This window comes from Paenibacillus sp. PvR133, from assembly GCF_017833155.1.
Taxonomy (GTDB): Bacteria; Bacillota; Bacilli; order Paenibacillales; family Paenibacillaceae; genus Paenibacillus; species Paenibacillus polymyxa_B.
In genome coordinates, this window is record NZ_JAFIBS010000001.1 from 736,896 (window position 1) to 756,951 (window position 20,056).

A 20,056-nucleotide genomic window follows, 5' to 3' on the forward strand; every position below is an offset into this window, starting at 1 on the left:
CCTCGTCTAGCAAATATTTCAAAAAAAGATTTTCAGATTTTACACAATTGCACATCTTATAAGCTATCATATAAAAAGTATAAGAGAGAATGATCCATCAGTAAAAGTTTGTCTACATCTATATGCATCAATATGCAATGACATAAAATAAAGAAAGCTCATGGAAGCTAATAGTTCAGCCTATTGCATGTGTCTATTTATCGTCAAACATTGCTCCATACTTTAGATAGAAATAAAATAAGCGCCATTCCAGTTATTTTCGGGAATAGCGCTTCATTATACAATTAAAATAGCTATATATGAATATGAGTAAATGTAGAAATTAAATATCAAGATGAGGGAAAAACCGGGCGAAACAATCCTCAGAAGAATTCATGTTCACCTGTGCCCCGAATGACATCAAGAAAGCCCTGTAAATCCGGGGGAACGGCGCCCATACGAATGCTCCGCACATGGAGTGTGGGTATTCATAAATCTCATGGACCTAACATCATCTCAACTAATAACTCATCTGAAATCAAGCTAGATGCACCAGTGGAAATTTGCAGCCCAAAAAAACAAGCTATTTCACAAATAATTATTCAAAAAAGCATTGTTTTAATAGAGGCCTTCCCGTATACTATAGTCAAACGCTTGGTTTAAAAAACACACTTCAGTATACATTTATAATGATAATTATTTATTTGTGTTTGTTTGCGGTACTTGCAGTTCTTGGCCTACTTTAACCAGGTTGTTGATTTTAACCAGTTCTTCAACAGTTACACCGTATTTTTCAGCAATAGAAGCCAGTGTGTCGCCCTCTTGAACATTTACTGTGATTGTATTTACAGTTGCTGGTGTTTCAGTTGTAGTCGTTGCTGGTTTTGTAGTTGTTGCTTGATTGTTGTTCTCAGTAGCTGGTTGAGCTGGTGTTGTAGTTGCTGCATTTTCAGTCGTTTCAGTTCCAAAAAGTTTTGCTTCAAGTGCTTTTTGAGCTTCTTCTTGTTGTTTAATGATCAGTTGTTCTTCAACATGATCCCTGTTGCTATCTGCGTTGGATTTCGCCATTACTTGACCTGTTGCAAGTGGACTCAACAAAGATACTGCACCTAAACTAACTGCCAACATGCTAGATACTGCTACTTTTTTCATTACGTTTTTCATGATTTGTTCTCTCCTCTTTTTAGCTTTAAATTTTAATTAACTGCTTTACTACTGAGCGAGACACTCCCAATGTCCGCTCTTTAGTCAATAGCTAATCACTTATTACCAATCATGTTAGCTATCAACAGATAGAAATTGTACTCCTCTTTTCCAAAAAAATCAACCTCTAAATTGAAATATTCTGTTTTCATCCCTCACTTCCTTACTTTTTGTTTGTCTCTATATTTTTATTATATACCTCTCTCTAGCTCGTTGTCAAATCCTGCTGATTGTACGGCTTAAAAGACTTTTGTTCTATCAATTAATCCTTCTTTCAAGAGATTTATAACCTCTTTTTCATAGTTTCAAGCAAAATTTAATGGAAAATACTAGAGATTTAGACTTATGATCTTGCTAAGGTCAGGCAAAAAATAGCCAAATGTATTCCTTGCTCTAATGCCTTTTCTCTCAAAACACGTGCACACGCCTGTAATGTGCTCCCCGTTGTATAAATATCATCTACAAGCAAAACGGTAACGGAAAGCTTGTTCTCCGTAACACATTGAGATTCAGCTTTTAAAATAAAAGAATTCAGCAAATTTGTCATATTGGGATGGACAGAAAACGCATTATTCATGGTGTTTATGCGTTCCTTTTTGGATTTAAAGCTTTGTTTGCCTGTATCTTGTGGACGAGCAAGTAAAGATAGGAAGGGGAGCTTATTCCGCCTAGCAATCTCTTCTGCCAAGATCTGAGCCTGATTGAAGCCTCGCTCTGTAAGCCTCTTCTCACTTACCGGGACACAGGTCACTACATCTACACTCCACAAAGATCGCTTGAAACGAGAATGTTTATGACTTGCAAACTCATACCTCATCGCCTGATAGGCTCGATTCATGATCTCACCTAGCAGGGAACCATACTTTTCATTCCCGCGATATTTGAACTGTCCAATCCATTCTCTCATCATCGGTGTATAGCTGGTTGCACTCCGATTGCACACATAGTAACGTACTAATCGGTCAAGCCTTACGCAATCCGGGCAAGACGTCGGACGTCCACAATGAACACAACGAATATCGTAAACCCAAGGAATTTGAAGCGAACAAGAAGTACAAATCCCGGGAAATTCGGAAAAACGCCCTGTGAGAGTGCCGCAAGCGATACATGTTTGGGACTGACGATGGAATAACCAATTCAAAAATAGACGGGTTGTTGGAATCATCCCCATACCAGAATGCACCTTTCTTGGTAGTTTACGTACCGACATTGTTTCAGGTTTCACATTTCCAAAAAAACTTTTTTTTATTTAATGCATTTAGTGCTTCGCCTCCTTCAGGTATCCTCTTTTCCGAGCCAGTGCATTCATACGTTTAATCTGTCTAATTGCTCTCTTTTGACCTCGAGTCCATTGGGGGGATGTAAAAATAACACCTCCACATGGGTCATCCTTGGACCTTCCTGCACGACCCGCCATTTGGACAAGAGAGGCTTCATCAAAAAGACTGCTGTCCGCGTCTAATACGTACACATCACTCCGTGGAACAGTTACCCCTCGCTCCAAAATAGTCGTTGTAACCAGAACACGTATTTCAGTAGCTCGAAATAAGCGCACTTTAGCGGTTCTTTCTTCATCCTGTGAGGAGGTGCCTGCAATAGGTACATCAGGTAATTGTTTAATCAGCAGCTTCACAAGTCCCTGAATATGTGAGATTCGTGTCACAAATAGGAAAACCTGTGCCCCACGTTGTATAGATACGCGTAGGCGTTGAATAAAGGATAGGGGAAGCCGACCTTTTTGCAGCCAATGTTGCACTGAAGCAGCCCCCAGGCGAAATGGGACAGGTAAGGGATGACGATGAAAACGAACGGGAACCTTGGCGTGTGGCAGTAGACCGCGTGCAGCCTCTTTCTGCAAGGATTGCGGTGGTGTAGCAGACAAATAGATAAACTTGCCCTTCGGCTTACATACTGCTCGTGCAGCAAAAGCAAGCATAGGATCATTGTGATAAGGGAACGCGTCTATCTCATCAATCACAACCAAATCAAAGGCTTGACGATAACGCAATAGCTGATGTGTCGTTGCCAGGGTCAGCTGTCCCCTTTGCCACCGTTCTGCGCTCCCCCCATAGAGCGTCACCATGCTCACATTGGGAAAAGCAATGGCCAAACGAGGGGCTAACTCCAGTACCACATCACGGCGTGGTGTTGCCACAAGTGCCGTTCCTCCGTGGTCCAACACATATTGCAATAGCGGAAACATCATTTCCGTCTTGCCTGCGCCTGTTACAGCCCAGAGCAGAAAACGTTCTACCGTGGTATCAGGTACCTGCCGATCAGCGTTATGCCTCGCACCTTCGCCAGGTTTCGGCGAAGACTGCTTGCTTTGGACAAGGGTGCTGCCATGCGAAGCGGCAGCATCTGATCCCCGGCGCGCAACCCTATCGCGCCGGAACAACGCCCGGAGCCCACGGCCTTCCGGGCGAAAACGTCCCCGCACTTCGCCGTGCGGTGCGGCCAAAAAGCGCAGCGCCGCTTCGGCCGCGGCACGCTGTGCAGGGCTCAGCCCCCAGCGGTCGAGTTCCGTCGCCGGGGCTATGCCTGCTGTGTGTGGCAGGGCGGGTTTCGCTGCACCGCGCAGCAGCAGCGAGCATTCACGGCTGCGCCCCAGCGCGAGACATGTCTCGCAGTAAGCGCACGCCTTACGTCCGCACGACGCACAGCTCGTGCGGTGCACTAGCCCGCTGCCACAACGGTTGCAGCAGAGTTCATTCGTACGCGCGGCAGACCATCGCGTACGTGGTGCTGGAGCGAGGCCAGCAGCAAAGCTGAGTCGGCCTTGCAGATATGCAAGCTGTGCAGCGGATCGCCAAGTACGCTCCAAACCTGACGCTGCCTCTGCCAGTAGCGCTTCGGCTTCCGGAACGAGTAACTGGCGTCCTGACAACAAATTAACCAGCTCATTCGCTTGTCGTGTTAAACACTCCCTATCCAATCCATCAATTCCCGTGACGAGGCTCCTTTTTTGAATAGAACGTAAACCTCCGTTTGTTTCTCGTCCCTCATTCCTACTTTCTGTGCGAGAAGTCCACCCTTGTCCACCATCCCAAATGCATATATTTTCTACTCCTCCAGATAAAATCCGTTCTCCGTTGAAAGGCTCAGGAGCCAGTTCACTTTTTAGCTGTGCGAGAATATAAGCCCACCACTGCCGTTTTCCCCAACGCTCCATATCTGCTAATTCCTTAAATGTTTCGCACAGCTTTGTCCCCCAGGACAAGGGAAGCTCATCTCCTAATAACACCCATCTTTCGACAACATTCTCTTGTCCCTCATCTTGATTCATCCACCATGTCATATCTACTCGAATATCCACAGATAATCGGAGAGTCCAATTCCCTTTATACTTCACTGCATATACTGCAATTTTCACCTTCCCCTTCTCCTCCCATTCATGATTTTTGCGGTTCTTGTCACCCCAGAGAACAGCAAAAAAGCACACTCCTATGGCTAATAGCCTGAAGTGTGCTTCACATCAAGTAGATCTCAATGAGATCCCTGTCGTCTTGCCTATGCAACTGTTTATAAACATTTATATCCGATTTTGACCACGATGTCCACAATCCCCTGTCGCTAAGGAACAAGTGGGGCGTCCGCCAACGACTTGACCGTTCTAAGATCAATAACAACCTGCTTTTCACCGCCTGACTTCGGTAAGACCGGGTTCCCCGGTGAAAAACGACTTGAAATGACTGAAACATCCATATGACTATAGCGCACTAACCGTGTCAGAATCGGTAGCGTATCGTCCATAGATTCATCATCCAGTACTGTCACATGTAGCGGCCTCCGGTGTAGCCAGGCAAGTATGTTCAGCGAACGCATCACCCATTCCACACGATCTCCGTCATTGGACGTAATCACAATATAGCGAGTCGCACGATGACCCGGAGATATTGCGCGTGAATCTTCACCATTGTGATAAGCCTGAACCGCCTGTCGTATATACATAAGATGAACGACTGCGGCTCCCACACCGTATATAAGCAATATCCAAACCAAGTGAGCCGTCACGAGGGTTCCACCTCCTCCTATAGCGACAATATATGCCGTATAACAGGAAGAGGTGTCACGGTTATGTACTGGGTTTCCGTATGAGCGGACATATCGCTCCAAAAGAAAGGCGGTACAGCATTCATATCTATTAGCAGCTGCATCGTCTAATGCATGGAAAACTACACTTTACAGCGTAACCCATCCATATTTGATTGAGTTAATAACTGCTTGTGTACGGTCATCAACCTCCATTTTTTGCAGAATGCTGCTGACATGGTTTTTGACCGTTTTCTCACTAATGAATAAATATTCACCGATCATCTTGTTGCTCTTACCTTCAGCCATCAGACGCAGCACTTCAGCTTCACGACGGGTCAATGGATTATTTTCACCTGCGACAAACTTCACGCCGGCTTCCTTCGTATGACCTTCAGCCATAGCCCCTGTTTCATTCAGGTAGGTCATCCGGCGAAGCTGCTGAATGAGCTTACCCGTTACCTTCGGATGGATAAACGCATATCCTTCATGAACCGAACGAATTGCATTAATGAGGGACTCGGCCTCCATATCTTTTAACAGATAACCATTGGCTCCCTTGCGCAACGTCTCAAATACATAGCTTTCATCATCATGAATGGATAAAATGATAACTTTGACATCCGGGAACATCTCACGCAGTTTTTCGGTTGCCTCTACACCATTTTCAATTGGCATATTAATGTCCATCAGAACAATATCTGGTTTCTCTACGTTACAGAATTCCAACACTTGAATACCATCGCCACATTCTCCGATGACCTCAATGTCGTCCTCCATATTCAAAATACGTTTAAGTCCTTCACGGAACAACTGATGATCGTCCGCTAAGAGAACTTTAATGGGTGCATTGCTAATTTCCTGATTTTCCATGTTGTTACTCCTTTCCCTTTTCCACGTTGGTTGGGATATGAATCACTATCTTGGTGCCTTGATTCTCAGCTGATTCGATCTCCATTCTCCCCTCGAGCAGTTCAACCCTTTCCCGCATACCAATCAGACCAAAATGCCCATGATCTTTGCTTTTTTGCTGGAAAAGCTCTGGCTTAAAGCCCAAACCATTATCCTGCACCACGATTTTTACAAGCTGCGCCTGATAGGTAATCTCAACAAGCACATAGGTAGGATAAGCATGCTTGGCAGCGTTGGTCAAAGCTTCCTGGATTAGACGGTAAATGGCTGCTTCCATCGCGGAAGAGAGACGGTGTTCCTTGCCCCTTGTTTCAAAAAGCGATCTAATTTTCGTTTTTTCTTCAAAATCCTGCACATATTTCCGGAGCGTCGGAATAAGTCCCAGGTCATCCAGGGCCATAGGACGCAAATTGAAAATGACCTTTCGCATTTCCTCAAGACTGGAGCGAACCTGTTTCTTCAAGTCTACTATTTCGTCCTGAACCATCTTAAATTCCTGCTTGGCGATCATTCTTTCCACAATTTCCGTCCTAAGCACTAGATGTGCAAGGAGCTGCGCAGGTCCATCGTGAATTTCACGGGATATACGTTTGCGCTCCTCTTCCTGAGCCAAAATAATTTTCAGACCAATAAACTGCCGATTTTTGGCCGATTCGATGATCCGCGTCACTTGTCCCAATTCGCCCGACAAATATTCCAGCACGACCCCCATCTGCGAACCGATAGTTTCAGCGCGCTCGACAGAAGCCTCGACACTTTTGGCCCGCTTTTGAAGATCATCTCTTCTGGCTTTGAGATACATTTCCTTCTCGCGGAAAATCATCACATCGAGTTGAAGCTGTGTCGCCTTCTCATAAGCCTGCTTGATATCCTCTTCCGAATAGCGAACGAAGTCACGGCTGACCTCAGTCAACCGAATGCGGGACCGCCGATAGTTCATTTCCAGCTGGTCCACCTTTTCGATCGTTTCTGCTGTTTCCTTCAAGACGCTCTGGAGCTCCTGATTTAACGTGACCAGCTCGGTCCGGGCCGTGTCCAATATTTCGAACATCTGATATTTGCTGTTCTCCATCACCTGGATGGCATTTTTAATGACTCGGTCTATGATATCGGCTTGAAAGTCCACAAATGTTCTACTCCAATCCTAGCATTTCAAGTATATATCATACCATATCATGACTGGAGGGTGATGGTCTTCGTTTCTTGTTCCCATTTTACAGTCATTCCTAACTGCTCAGACACGAGTCTCAATGGGACTAAAGTCCTGCCTCCTAGCACTATGGGTGCAACATCAGTGCTTTGACGTTTCCCGTTCAGAACAACTTCTTTTTTCCCTACGGTCAAATCCATCAGCACACCGCCACGCATAATGGTGATCCGCTGATCGCCCGCATTCCATTTGGCTTGTCCGCCAAATGCGTCCAGTACATACTTGATCGGAACATACGTTGAACCATCGCGAGTCATCGGAGCGGCATCAATCGTGGTCGGCGTTCCGTTCACCGTCATTGATTTTTGCCCGATCGTCATTTGAGCTGTTCCTTTTTTGAGTCCTTCTGTACCGACCGTTCCCGGTGTATTAAAAGAAATATTATCAAAAGCAACATTGCCTGTTTTAGCGCGCTCGTCCTGACCCTCTGCCACATTGACCACATAAAGACGCTTCAGCTTCGCCGGATACGAAATATTCAAACCGCTCATATCTGCGTTAATGGTTTTCCAGCCGTTCCAGTCGATCACTTTAGCGAGATCAATATATGCTGTTTTGCCTTGAGCATCCTCTAGCTCTGCGCGCAGCCAGTTCAGACTCTTATCCCCTCTGACATCAATCGAGATGGAAGTAGCCGCCTGTTCAAGCGTTTTCCCGGATGTACCGTTCAATTGAGCGTAAGCATACATTTTACCACTGCCGTTCGTCATATCGTAGTTCAGCTCTAGCACTTTGGAATTGGCATGGTCGCCATCTCCTTGTACAACAGCTGCTGTGCCAGTAACACCTTCCACATTCGAAGTAAAATCAACCGGATACGAAACATTTTCGAAGTTCTCCCAGTTGTTTGTACTTGCTCCGCCAGCAGACAGGAAGACGACAGCGCTGAAACCATCATAGCGACCGATGGCATAGCCCGTTTTCACGCCTGCATCCACCGTATTTACTGTAAGCTGATTGTCCTTGACACTGCCCTTAAAGCCGATGAACTCCCATTTGAGCGCATCTGACGTAATGCTGACACTCTGTCCATCTTTTGTCTTTGCCGTTACCGGTACAGCGATTTTAGCTCCAGCGGTAAGCGAGCCAGTTCCAGTGCCTGCGGTAAGTGATGAAATTTCATCTGCTCCAAGCACCGTGACCTTTGTTGTAGCGCTGGCTGAGCCACTAGATGCCGTTAAAGTAGCAGTTCCCGGTTTGGCTCCCTTTACAACGCCGCCGCTCACTGACACAACAGCCGGATTGCTGGATTTCCACGTCACTTGTACTTTCGAGGTATCAAATGGATTGTAGTAGTTGTCATAGCCTTTGAAGGAATAGCTTCCGGTCTGTCCAATCAGCAGCGTTTTATTGCCCTTGATGGTGAAGCCTTTGAGCGTTCCTTTAGGAGCATTGGTATATACCCCTACTCCATTTACAATACTACGTTGCTCTGTACCATATTCTGTATTGAACGTAAGCCCCGCTGTCGTATCTCCCAAATCACGTGTCACCATAGTGGTAGAGCCGCCCCCGTCAAGGTTCATCCCCTTCCAGACGCCAATATCCTTCATCAGCGTTTGCAGCTCGCTCAGGGATACACCAACGCTGTTCCCATTCTTCTCAACAGCAATGACATAAGCGTAACGCTTGTCACGAGAATATCCCAGAGCTGTACGCGCACGCGTCCCGCCTATGCTTGTTGTGCTCCGGGAAAAAGAGGTTTTCTGGCCGTCATTTACTAATATGGTATGTCCACCAATCATCATCTGAAGGTTAGAAGGATCTACTTCACTCCCTGTCGATTTAACACGAAGATGATAGCTCGTTTCTACGGTTTGTCCCACGGTCAGATGCGCTTTGGCATAATCAGCGGCTTTACCATGAGTACGTAAAATATAGCCATCCTGCGGAACGGTCATATTCAACGTAGCATTGTCGGAGACTTGTGTAACCACACCATTTTGTACCAAGATCTCGGTGGGCGTTGTCGAACTGTTTTTGGGGCGCTCAATTGCTTTCCAAGCAGATGTATAAATATACATAGCATTAGAGTGACTATAGTTGCCCCCACTCGTCTCAGGGGAATACGAAGCCTTGTTCATCCCCGCCAAAGAGAAGGACGACCCATCTCCAGCTTTCACTGTACCTTCAAAAGTAAACTGCTCCACCATCGGAGAACCATCCTTGGTTACAGCAAAGGCATACATACCCGTTAAATCAGACGGAGTAGACATCAACACACCCTTGGATACTTGTCCACCGATCGGCGCTCCCTCGCTGGAAGTATTAAAATAATCCCCGTTTACACCAGCAACCGCCCCGGTCTCTTTTGCCATGCCACCTGTGCTCTGACGGGTCGTAAACTGTCCATTCTTCCCCGTCATGACATCCAGCTTAACGTACGGATTTTGCAAGTCCACTCGAATGATATCAGCCAGCGCTGTTCCTTTGGAACCTTTAAAACGATATTTCAATAATGTTGCACCCGAAGTAATGATCTCTTCGCCCAATTTTACAGTTGAACCAGAGGCTGCACTTGCGATTGGAGCAGACATCCAACCATTCAAGGGGATTAGAGCCCCAGTTCCAGCAACCGGACCGACCCATAATACCCCTGCCAGTGTTAACACGGCCCATCTTTTAGCGATTCCTCTGCCATTAACTTTCACTTCACTCTGTTTCTTATTACTTAAAAACATTTGGATAATAGCTCCCATCTTCAATGTATTCAAACGGTTTTGTTCCGCGCGTGTACTCTATCAATAAACAAAAAAATCCTCTTATGTTAATAGACTTATTATATAGGCAAAAGTTACGAAAATCCCGTCAACTAATTCATAAAATCTAAAACGATGAATTGACGAATGCAATATCGGCGCACTATAATACATTTGAACTTATTAGTTCAAATAATACTGATTAGTTCACAACTCCAATTATGACCCTATCGGAAGGATTGATAATCATGAATAAACAACGGGCCATCATCATATTCACTTTATCCCTGAGCATCGCACTCACCGGATGTTCTACAGAAAAAAAAGATGCCGCTCTAGGTTCATCAGCACAGCCAACCGTTGTGCGCACTGCAATCGTCAAATCCACACCCCTTCATACCGTCTATAACTTGTCAGGCACTCTTCAGGCTTATGAGGAGAACACACTGGCTTTCCAAAATGGAGGCACTGTAGCCAGTGCATATCTCACTGTCGGTACTGCTGTACAGAAGGGCGCCGTTATTGCTAGTCTGGATGACGCTGACTACAAACTTCAGGTGGCACAGGCGACAGCCTCCATCTTGGAAGCACAGGCTGGTATTGATAACGCACAGGCTAATTTACAGGCTGCTACCTCCGCGATTCAATCCGCCGATGCAGGCATTACAGGAGCTCGCGCGAATGTTAACAAGGTCAATAAAGGCGCACGTGCTCAAGAGAAACAACAAGCGCAAGCTACTGTAGATAAGGCACAAAGCGCTTATAACAAGGCCAAGACGGATAGCGAGCGTACACAGAAGCTGTTTGAGGCAGGCGCTGCTACCGCATCAGATAATGAAAATGCTCGCCTGAATGCTACCGCAGCCCTGAAAGACCTGGAACAAGCCAAGGAATCCCTGTCCCTTTTGCTGGAAGGGGCCACAGCCGAAGATCATCAATCCGCCCAAGCTTCCTTTCAAGATGCGCTTGCAGGTAAAAGCAAAGCCCTTGCGGCCAGTGAACAGGCTGCGGCTTCCCAAAAACAAGCCCATGCCAACTACGAAAAAGCCCTTGTCGCCAAGGGTCAGGCAGAGCTAGCACTATCACGCACCCGTTTAACCTCTCCCGTGAACGGCGTAATCTTAGACAAAATCGTGAATACAGGTGATTTGGTCGCGTCAGGGCAAGCCGTCTATCGCATAGGCTCCATCGACCGCCTCAAAGTAATGCTTCCTGTACCAGACAGTGAAATTAAGGATTGGAAAAAGGGTCAACAAGTAGAATTGGCGCTCTATGAAGAGACTCGTCAAGGTACGGTGTCTAACGTCTATCCTTCAACCAGCACCGACACGGGAAGGGTTAACGTAGAGATTGTTATAAACAATCCACAGCGAGACTGGTTACCCGGTCAGGTCATTAAAGCTGCTCAACAGGTGACCGACAAGAATGGGATTCTCGTTCCTGCCGAAGCAGTCATTAACACGGGAAGCAAGCCTTTTATTTTCAAAGACATTCAAGGAAAAGCTGTTAAAACCCCTGTGGAGCTTGGTAATCAGGTTGTAGATAATCAGTTGCAAATCGTATCGGGACTTCGTGAAGGCGAACGTATTATCGTTAAAGGGGCAGAAAACCTATTTGATGGAAATGCGATTCAGTCGGAGGAAGGCGGACGCCCATGATTGAGTACATCGTAAAAAAGCGAAAAATTACATTGCTGTTTTTTGTCATGCTGATTTTGGTCGGAATCTTCGCCTTTTTCCAGTTACCACAGCAGGAAATGCCGGATGTCACCATACAGAATGCTATGGTAACAACAGTCTACCCTGGTGCTTCACCACAAAAAGTAGAACAAACCGTAACTAAAGAGCTGGAGAAACGCATTAAGGAAGTTGAAGGTGTTAAAACGATTAGTTCGACTTCTGGTAACGGATTCTCCTCAATTTTAATCGAATCCAAAAACGGAGTTGATCCTCAAACGGTTTGGGATGATATGCGTAAAAAAGTGCAAGATGCACAAGCTGATCTTCCTCAAGGCGCTGAAGTGCCTGTTGTAAATGACAAACTAACCAGCTCTTTTATTGGCTCCTATGCCCTAACAGCTGACTCTTCCGCACCACTGTATAAACTAAATGATTTAACAACAACTTGGAAAGATCAGCTTAATACCATTTCTGGCGTATCTAGCGTCAAATTCAATGGTCTCCCTGATCAAGAAGTACGTGTCCATATTGACAATCAGAAGCTTCAGCAATATCAGCTGTCATGGGGACAAGTAGCTCAAGCGATCCAGTCTCAAATTGATCGAGTTCCTACCGGTAATATTGAATACAACGGACGTACCTATCAACTCATTGTTCGCGAGTCCGAAAAAGCTGATGAATTGAATCAGGTCCTTTTGACACGCACCAAAGAAGGTAATCCTGTATATTTGAGAGATGTCGGCACAACGGAGCTGGCACATCCTAATACAGAATACTTTGCCTATGTAGAGGGTAAACCGGCCATTACGCTAAGTATTGGAGCAGAAACAGGCACAGACATCCCTTCTATGAGTGAAAAGGTCAATACCAAGCTCAAAGAGCTGGAGAAAACACTCCCCGCAGATGTTCACTTTCAAACTCTTTTTGCACAAAAGGATCAGGTAAGCCATATCTTTGACGACTTAAAGCGTGAAACGATTCTTGCGATTGCGGCCGTTATTCTCGTTTGTATGTTGGGGCTGAATTTGCTCACCTCTGCATTTGTTGCACTGGCCATTCCTATTTCGGTTTCGATTGCCATTATCTTTTTGCCTATGTTCGGCATCACTCTAAATCAGATTTCCGTTGTCGGTCTGATCATCGTACTCGGCATACTCGTGGATGATGCCGTAGTTGTAAATGATAATATTGAGCGTAGACTTACGGAATTAGGAGAATCACCCTCAGTCGCAGCTGTAAAAGGTACCAAAGAGGTCATGCTTTCTATTTTGGTTGCAACTCTGGCCACCATCTCAGCTTTCGCGCCATTGTTGTTTCTTCCTGGAAATGTAGGTGCCTTTATTAAACCCATTCCTGCTATTGTCTCCCTGACCATGCTTGCCTCTATGATTATGTCGCTCACCATCATCCCTATTTTTCGAGAATGGTATGAGAAGCGCAGACAGGCTCGTCACCCTCAGGGTAAGTCTAAACCAGCAGGCTTGCTCGGCCAGCAGATTCATTCTTTAAATAAGCTCTATTCACAAAAACTGATGCCTAAGGTCATTCAGCGTCCCTTGCTGACAGCCATGGTCGGACTCATGCTTGGAACAGCCGCCTATGGATTAGTTCCCTTTACCTCAGTTGAACTTTTTCCTGAGTCGGAAGATCCTCATGTTGCACTAAATGTAAAAATGCCTGTAGGCACTTCAATTGCGGAAACCGACCAGGTCGTTAAAGACCTTGCAGGCTGGGTGAAAAAGCAACCTGAAACTTCCAAGGTCGTCTACAGCGCTGGAGGAACTGCCCCACAACTGTTCAGTGACATTAATAGTATGGGTGGAAATATTAGTTATAACGAAACGGTGGGGCAGATTGCTGTCGTCGGCAAAGAAAACGTATTCGATCTCAATACGACAGTTGATGCTTGGGAACAACATGTTAAGAAATCCTACCCTGGAGTTACAGTTACGATGTATGTTCCTCGTCTCGGGATTCCAGTGGGTAAGCCCGTTTCTATTCGTATCTCAGGTCAGGATCTGAATGAACTGCAAACCCTTGCCCAGAAGGCAAAGGAGCAGATCGCGACAGTAGAAGGCACAACAGGTATCGTGGATGATATAGGAATTGAACGATATGCATTGGAGCTTGAGGTCAACAAACAAGCGATGGATCAGTACCTGGTAAGCTACACAGATTTGACTCGCACCCTGCTTCTATTAAAAGAAGGAGCTCAAGTCAGCCAATTTGATACTGGAAACAGTCTGGTTGATATTAAAATGTATTTGAATCACAGTGACGAGGAGCCAAGTAAGCTTTTCCAACAATTAAGTGTAGTTAATACAGCTGGTAAGCAAATACCATTAAACCAGCTCGTCCAGATTAAGCCTTCATTTGCTATTCAGCAAATCAAGCATTACAATATGGAGCGGACGATTACGGTGGAAGCCGACTTGAACGGACGAACTGCAAGCGAAGCGATGGTTGACGTTGAAAGTAAGCTGGCGCAAATGAAGTTCCCAGAAGGCTACAAATGGGAGGTTGGTGGAGAAACCTCTGACCAATCGACCATATTCAAGGACTTAGGACAGCTAGCGATCGTTGTAGTCTTGCTCATTTTACTCTTGATTACCATGCAATTTTATTCCCTCTCCATTCCTATTATTATTATGACGACCGTGTATCTGGCAGCAGCCGGCGGGATTATTGGTATCTTCTTGACCGGTATGCCTATCGGTTTTATGAGCATCATGGGAATTATTGCTCTCGCGGGCATTGTTGTGCGGAATGGGATTGTGTTAATTGAATTTATCGAGGATGCACGCCATGAAGGAATGGAATTAAAGGAAGCCGTAATACAGGCAGCCGCCGCTCGCTTCAGACCGATTTTATTGACATCTTTGGCAGCTATTGTAGGTATGATTCCGTTAGCACTATTGGGAAGCCTGCTCTTTAAGCCACTGGCTTTTACCGTCATTTTCGGTTTGTTATTCTCGACCTTGTTAACCTTGTTTGTCGTGCCGTCCTTGTATATGATCATGGCCAAGTACAAGATGCGCCGTCAACTCAAAAGACAGCAGCACACAGTTATCACACGTGACCAACCTTTGTGAGGTATGAAGTGAATTCTTATGCTGCCGAGTTGGTCGGTCCCTAGGGGGAAGTATGTATGGAAAGTAAAAAAAATGATATTTTACAGGCGGCCATTCGGCTGTTCTCCAGAAAAGGCTATTATTCAACATCTGTTGAAGAAATCGCCAAAGAAAGTGGGATGGCGAAGGCATCCTTCTATAAATATTTTCAAGGAAAAGAAGAACTCCCTCTAGAAATGTGTATCATTCTGGAAAATAACATTGAACAAGACATCCGGGCTCTCTACAGTAAACCTGATCTTTCTAAGCACGATAAACTACATGGTTTTATTGTACTTTACTTGAAAAATCTCGTTGAAAACAAAGTGTATCTCATGATGGATCTTCCTGAGCCTTCCATGCTTATTTTTCAGAATGAACATCTCAATTACGCGTTCGAGAATCATGAATACAAATTGTACAAATGGGTTCGCGACTGTCTGATTGATATTTTTGGACCGAGCATTGAAGATCATGCATGGGATATGACCTTTGTACTTAAAAGCATTGTGTTTGAATATATTCGCTTCTTTGCCGATCGGATGAATGATGAAACGATTGAACATCTAACGCAGTTTATCATCTTCTTATCCAGTTCCTTGGCAACCAGCCTGAACAATGCTGATTCAGCTCCACATTTGTTCTGGAGCAAGCAAGGCTGGTTGCCTGAAAGTGCTCTAAGTAATCCCTTTGACCAAGGCCGTCAAATTAACAGCCTTCTCCACTCCTTGGAAGACAGTATACTGCTGTCTTCGTGGAGTTCAGAGGAGAAACAGGAGTGTCAGCAAATCTACGCTCATTTAAAGGAAGAGGCTCTGAAATCGAACCCTCAGAAAGGTCTCCTGAAAGCCCTTTTTGCGTATTTGGAGCAGTACAAGGAACTGCAAAAGGTTTGTCGTTTACTTAAAAATTTATTGGACCATGCACCGATATCCGAGTAGTCATCAACATTCGGTACATCCGAGCAAATTCATACTTAACAGTGAAACACATCAAAAAAAGACTGTTCATGCAAAGCATGAAACAGTCTTTTTGGGTTATTACTTTTATTTTGATAACATACGAGGAGTTACAGCCCCGCTTGTTCTTTTAGAATTTCAGCTTTATCTACGCTCTCCCATGGTACATCCAAATCTGTACGGCCAAAGTGACCGTAGGCAGCAGTTTGCTTATAAATTGGACGACGCAGATCCAACATGCGAATAATGCCTGTTGGGCGCAGATCAAAGTTATTTCGGATCAATTCAACCAGCTTCTCATCACTCACTTTACCCGTACCGTATGTATCGACGTTAATCGAAACAGGCGTAGCTACACCGATGGCATAAGCAAGCTGAATTTCCACTTTGTCTGCCAATCCTGCTGCTACGAGGTTTTTCGCTACATAACGAGCAGCGTAAGCAGCGGAACGGTCCACTTTGGTCGGATCTTTACCGGAGAATGCTCCCCCGCCATGACGTGCATAACCACCATACGTATCCACAATAATTTTACGGCCTGTCAGACCTGCATCTCCTTGAGGGCCACCGATAACAAAGCGTCCTGTCGGATTAATGTAATACTTGGTTTGCTCATCCAATAATTCGGCAGGGACAATTGGCAAAATAACCTTTTCTTTGATGTCTGCTTGAATTTGCTCCAAAGTAGTATCCTCTGCATGCTGCGTAGAAACCACAATAGCATCAATACGAACAGGTTTACCATTTTCATACTCTACCGTTACCTGGGTTTTACCGTCTGGACGAAGGTAATTCAGTGTTCCATCCTTACGTACTTCAGACAAGCGTCGTGCAATACGGTGAGACATAGCGATAGGCAAAGGCATCAACTCAGGTGTCTCGTTCGTAGCAAAACCAAACATCAAGCCTTGATCCCCAGCCCCAATGTTTTCCGTTTCTTTATCTACTTCAGCAGGATCACGGCTTTCCAAGGCAGCATTAACCCCTTGAGCAATGTCCGGCGACTGTTCATTCAAAGAAGTCAATACAGCGCAAGTATTATAGTCGAAACCGTATTTCGCACGTGTATAGCCAATTTCCTTAATCGTATTACGTACAATGGATGGAATATCCACGTATTCCGATTTGGAGCTGATTTCACCAATGACAAGAACGAGACCAGTAGCTACCGATACTTCACATGCTACCCGTGCATTAGGGTCATTAGCCAGAAAGGCGTCCAATACAGCATCGGATATCTGATCACAGATTTTATCCGGATGGCCTTCTGTTACAGACTCGGACGTGAACAAATGACGGCCTTTTACAGACATGAATTTCAACCTCCCACAATTAAAATACATGAGGATTTATAAAAAAATCCTGACATGGCAATGGTATTATTCAGATACCTTCAAGCCAACAAATGGCGGGAGATATCTTGTTACACCTGATTAATAAAAAATGAACCTTTTCCGGTAGGAAAAGGTTGCGTACAAGCCTCAAATGCCATGATATCCTATTTAAAACAAGGTGTCAATTCATACAGCCCAATTACAACTTTCGAAATTGAGGTAAGTTTACATGCAAACCATTTTCGATTCACATGTAAATAACCCCAGTTTATACGCTACTATATAATCAAAAACTGTAAAAATTATTGCAATTTACAATGTACCATATTCAGATAAGCTACGTTCAGCAGATTGTATCAATCGCTTAGTAATTTCACCACCAACTGAACCGTTCTGTCTTGAAGTTAAATCACGCCATGCTACATTTTCGCTCCCCGCAAACTCCCCCAATTCTGCAGCAAACTCACTGTCAGCCTTAGGTTGTATATGTGTATATTGGGGATTATAAACAGGCAGCCCAAATTCAGCCGCGATCTCATACTTCAAATCATCTAACCTGGCACGGCTTTCAGGAATTAATCGTCTTTGACCTCTTGATGCCATCGTATACACCCTCCACTAAACGTATTGTCTTTCATGGGGGTAGTGTGCAGCGATTAGGTTCAACTTAGCCAAGAACAATTTGCTATCCCAAGCAGTATTTAAGAAAAAGAGCCACCGAAAGTAGCTTATATACAAAACAGTTTACTGAACAGTATAACCGCCTCGTACCATAACGACCAGACCAAACTTCTGACCTTCTTTTACTTGAATACCTCTTCCTTCTCTAGGAAACGATAATAAATGATTTTTCTCGACAGCCTGATTATGAACAATTTCCGTTCCAGAAGTAATATCAATAGCACCACTGGCATCCATACTATACACAACGGCATAACCATTACGTAAAATAAATTCCGAGCCTGCTTTGGCAATCAGTTTTTGACCAGGCTTTACATCAACAACCTTTAAAGCCTCTGTCTGCTCTGGTGTGGAAGCTTTTCCTGCACTAGAAGTTCCTGACGCCGTTGTGTTAGAAGTAGTGTTTGTTGCTGGAGCATTCGAACTAGTCGTTTTACTGCTCGTGTTACTTGCTGGTACTCCACCTTTAATTGCCTGAGCAATTTTTTGGTCGACATAGCTTTTGGTTACGACTGGATCATCAGCTGTACCAGGTTGTCCAGAACTGGAGGCACCATTAACTGAATTGTTCATTAAGGAGCCAGCAACAATTCCTCCTCCAAGTAAAACAGCAGCCAACGATACTTTATAGCGTGATTTCATGAAGTCCTCCTACAGCAGGTTATAGCAAGTATAGTTAAGTTTTAATTATTGTGCGCTAGCTCCAGAAGAACCCTGCATAGCCCAAGGCTTATCAAAAGCCAACTTCAAAGTATCAATATTTGTAACTATATCTTCGGCCTGTTGCTCAGCAGTAGTGACTTTCAAATTAGCTTCATAAACCTGAAGCTCTGTAGCCAGCCCAACATCAAATTGCTTCTTAGCCATATCAGCCGCACTTCTAGCACTCACCAAGCCAGCTTGAATCTGTGAATATTGGCTTTCCAATGCTTTGATGTTGTTGTAGATTGTTCTTACTGCTTCTTCGAGTTGTCTCTTTGTACCCTCTGTTGCATACTGAGCTTTCTCAACATTAAGCTGTTCGGCTTCGTAAGGTGTGTTACCTGGCGTACTAAAATTGTAGAGCTTCAAGCTCAATTCAGCCAAATCCACTTTTTGCTCACTCAGCCAAATAGCCGTGCTGCTGGTAAGTACTTGGCTTACTTTAGTTTCCACATTATCTTTAAACTCAGAATATACAGGTTTATCCTTTAATTCATAACGTTGCTCTGGTTTGTAACCAATCACTTGGTTCAAAGATACATATGCACTATCTAGATCTTTTTTTGCCTTCTCTAAAGCAGCTTGATTTTGAGTCAACTGATTAGTTGCCTGCGTAACCTCATAATCACTCGACATTTGGTTATCTCTTTTAATTTGTGCAACTTTCAGCTTTCGCTCAGCATCTTCAATATTCAATGCAGCCAGTTTAACGGCATTCTGCTTTTGGAGAAGCTTATTGTAAAGATCCTTCACATTGTACTCAATGCCTTCTTTGGTCATATCCAAGTTCTTTTTAGCAGCCTCATAATTAAGGTTCGTTTGGGCATAACCTTTGAAAGCCTTATCTTGACCTTCATCACCTGCTTCTGCTGGAACAAAGTCAATATTCTTGCCTGCTTCTTTCATGATTTTTCCAGCTTGATCGATATTCGTTGTAGCTGTTTTAACTGAAGTACTATCAGCTACAGCCAGTTTAACGGCATCATTATAGGTCAAAGAATCATTATAGTAGGTATCATAAGTAACTTGGGTCACAGGAGCTACGAGAGGCTTACTGGACAAACTATTGGTTTGATCGCCTGTAGTGCTACCATTAGCTTGATTGGAAATGGTTACTGTACGTGTACTTTGATCCCAATTTACTTTGGCGCCTAATGATTGGCTCACAAAACGTAGAGGAACAAGTACTTGACCCTTTTGAATTTGAGTTGCCGCATCGAGTTGTACAGGAGCACTATTCTTATAAGCAAGCTTGGAACCAACATTCAGAGCCAATGTATCTTCATTTTTAGAAGCAGTTACTTTTTTAGCTTTGCTGTCCCAATCGACTTTCGCACCCAAGCTTTCAAAAACACCACGGAGAGGCACCAAGGTTGTATTTTGGCTAACAACTGGGGACTGGGTATATTGCTGAGTTACACCGTTAATAATAACCTTTATATCATCTGGTTGAGCTCCTGCAAAATTGGCAAATGCAGAAGAAAGAACTAATGTAGAAAGTGCTGCCACTCCAAAACGTTTCATAATTTCTCTCCTTTGTCAATATGACTAATAAA

14 protein-coding genes are annotated in these 20,056 nt (G+C 44.5%); 3 read left to right on the forward strand and 11 right to left on the reverse strand.

The genetic code is table 11. The annotated features are described in order from the left end of the window. Positions 1 to 675: 675 nt before the first annotated feature. The 7 genes from JOE49_RS03240 to JOE49_RS03270 all read right to left on the reverse strand — a co-directional run bounded on the left by JOE49_RS03240 (position 676) and on the right by JOE49_RS03270 (position 10,017). Positions 676 to 1,143, reverse strand: a complete 468-nt coding sequence (locus tag JOE49_RS03240; protein WP_160788486.1) for a LysM peptidoglycan-binding domain-containing protein — start codon at positions 1,141 to 1,143, stop codon at positions 676 to 678. A gap of 382 nt (positions 1,144 to 1,525) precedes the next feature. Then, positions 1,526 to 2,092: a phosphoribosyltransferase family protein gene (locus JOE49_RS03245; RefSeq protein WP_160788517.1), complete on the reverse strand. Its 567-nt coding sequence runs from the start codon at positions 2,090 to 2,092 to the stop codon at positions 1,526 to 1,528. Positions 2,093 to 2,440: 348 nt separating this feature from the next. Then, positions 2,441 to 4,555 carry a helicase-related protein gene (locus tag JOE49_RS03250; protein WP_209940553.1) on the reverse strand — a complete coding sequence of 705 codons (2,115 nt, stop codon included), beginning with the start codon at positions 4,553 to 4,555 and terminating at the stop codon, positions 2,441 to 2,443. A gap of 200 nt (positions 4,556 to 4,755) precedes the next feature. Continuing rightward, positions 4,756 to 5,196 (reverse strand): hypothetical protein, encoded by a 441-nt coding sequence (locus JOE49_RS03255; protein WP_025719114.1) that lies wholly within the window; start codon positions 5,194 to 5,196, stop codon positions 4,756 to 4,758. Positions 5,197 to 5,364: 168 nt separating this feature from the next. Beyond that, positions 5,365 to 6,087, reverse strand: coding sequence for a response regulator (locus tag JOE49_RS03260; protein ID WP_007432713.1), 723 nt, complete (start codon positions 6,085 to 6,087; stop codon positions 5,365 to 5,367). 4 nt (positions 6,088 to 6,091) lie between these two features. Next, positions 6,092 to 7,252, reverse strand: coding sequence for a sensor histidine kinase (locus tag JOE49_RS03265; protein WP_013312293.1), 1,161 nt, complete (start codon positions 7,250 to 7,252; stop codon positions 6,092 to 6,094). 47 nt (positions 7,253 to 7,299) lie between these two features. After that, positions 7,300 to 10,017, reverse strand: coding sequence for a stalk domain-containing protein (locus JOE49_RS03270; RefSeq protein WP_209940554.1), 2,718 nt, complete (start codon positions 10,015 to 10,017; stop codon positions 7,300 to 7,302). Between the two features lie 266 nt (positions 10,018 to 10,283). On the opposite strand from JOE49_RS03270, the gene JOE49_RS03275 reads away from it, so the two are divergent. From JOE49_RS03275 to JOE49_RS03285, 3 genes are read left to right on the forward strand one after another with little or no spacing between them, the layout of a single operon-like run. Further along, entirely contained in the window at positions 10,284 to 11,693 is a 1,410-nt protein-coding gene (locus JOE49_RS03275; protein ID WP_023990682.1) for an efflux RND transporter periplasmic adaptor subunit, read from the forward strand. Beyond that, the gene (locus tag JOE49_RS03280; RefSeq protein WP_209940555.1) at positions 11,690 to 14,806 is read left to right on the forward strand and encodes an efflux RND transporter permease subunit; all 3,117 of its coding nucleotides are present in this window, start codon (positions 11,690 to 11,692) and stop codon (positions 14,804 to 14,806) included. Before JOE49_RS03275 ends, JOE49_RS03280 begins: the two co-directional genes overlap by 4 nt. 56 nt (positions 14,807 to 14,862) lie before the next feature. Continuing rightward, entirely contained in the window at positions 14,863 to 15,765 is a 903-nt protein-coding gene (locus tag JOE49_RS03285) for a TetR/AcrR family transcriptional regulator (protein WP_028542162.1), read from the forward strand. 128 nt (positions 15,766 to 15,893) lie between these two features. On the opposite strand, the gene metK is transcribed toward JOE49_RS03285, so the two are convergent. The 4 genes from metK to JOE49_RS03305 form a co-directional block, all read right to left on the reverse strand. After that, on the reverse strand, positions 15,894 to 17,096 hold the full coding sequence (metK, locus tag JOE49_RS03290; protein WP_023990685.1) for a methionine adenosyltransferase: 1,203 nt from the start codon (positions 17,094 to 17,096) through the stop codon (positions 15,894 to 15,896). A 333-nt stretch (positions 17,097 to 17,429) separates the two neighbouring features. Continuing rightward, entirely contained in the window at positions 17,430 to 17,720 is a 291-nt protein-coding gene (locus JOE49_RS03295) for an alpha/beta-type small acid-soluble spore protein (RefSeq protein ID WP_013312299.1), read from the reverse strand. Positions 17,721 to 17,861: 141 nt separating this feature from the next. Then, positions 17,862 to 18,440 carry a hypothetical protein gene (locus tag JOE49_RS03300; protein ID WP_053326256.1) on the reverse strand — a complete coding sequence of 193 codons (579 nt, stop codon included), beginning with the start codon at positions 18,438 to 18,440 and terminating at the stop codon, positions 17,862 to 17,864. Positions 18,441 to 18,485: 45 nt separating this feature from the next. Beyond that, positions 18,486 to 20,024, reverse strand: a complete 1,539-nt coding sequence (locus tag JOE49_RS03305) for a stalk domain-containing protein (protein WP_209940556.1) — start codon at positions 20,022 to 20,024, stop codon at positions 18,486 to 18,488. Positions 20,025 to 20,056 lie beyond the last annotated feature (32 nt).

Coding starts and splice junctions, on each gene's coding strand:
- JOE49_RS03240 (WP_160788486.1), bottom strand. CDS start 1,143: ATGAAAAACGTAATGAAAAAAGTAGCAGTATCTAGCATGTTGGCAGTT.
- metK (WP_023990685.1), bottom strand. CDS start 17,096: ATGTCTGTAAAAGGCCGTCATTTGTTCACGTCCGAGTCTGTAACAGAA.
- JOE49_RS03300 (WP_053326256.1), bottom strand. CDS start 18,440: ATGAAATCACGCTATAAAGTATCGTTGGCTGCTGTTTTACTTGGAGGA.
- JOE49_RS03305 (WP_209940556.1), bottom strand. CDS start 20,024: ATGAAACGTTTTGGAGTGGCAGCACTTTCTACATTAGTTCTTTCTTCT.
- JOE49_RS03275 (WP_023990682.1), top strand. CDS start 10,284: ATGAATAAACAACGGGCCATCATCATATTCACTTTATCCCTGAGCATC.
- JOE49_RS03295 (WP_013312299.1), bottom strand. CDS start 17,720: ATGGCATCAAGAGGTCAAAGACGATTAATTCCTGAAAGCCGTGCCAGG.
- JOE49_RS03260 (WP_007432713.1), bottom strand. CDS start 6,087: ATGGAAAATCAGGAAATTAGCAATGCACCCATTAAAGTTCTCTTAGCG.
- JOE49_RS03245 (WP_160788517.1), bottom strand. CDS start 2,092: ATGATGAGAGAATGGATTGGACAGTTCAAATATCGCGGGAATGAAAAG.
- JOE49_RS03285 (WP_028542162.1), top strand. CDS start 14,863: ATGGAAAGTAAAAAAAATGATATTTTACAGGCGGCCATTCGGCTGTTC.
- JOE49_RS03280 (WP_209940555.1), top strand. CDS start 11,690: ATGATTGAGTACATCGTAAAAAAGCGAAAAATTACATTGCTGTTTTTT.
- JOE49_RS03270 (WP_209940554.1), bottom strand. CDS start 10,017: ATGTTTTTAAGTAATAAGAAACAGAGTGAAGTGAAAGTTAATGGCAGA.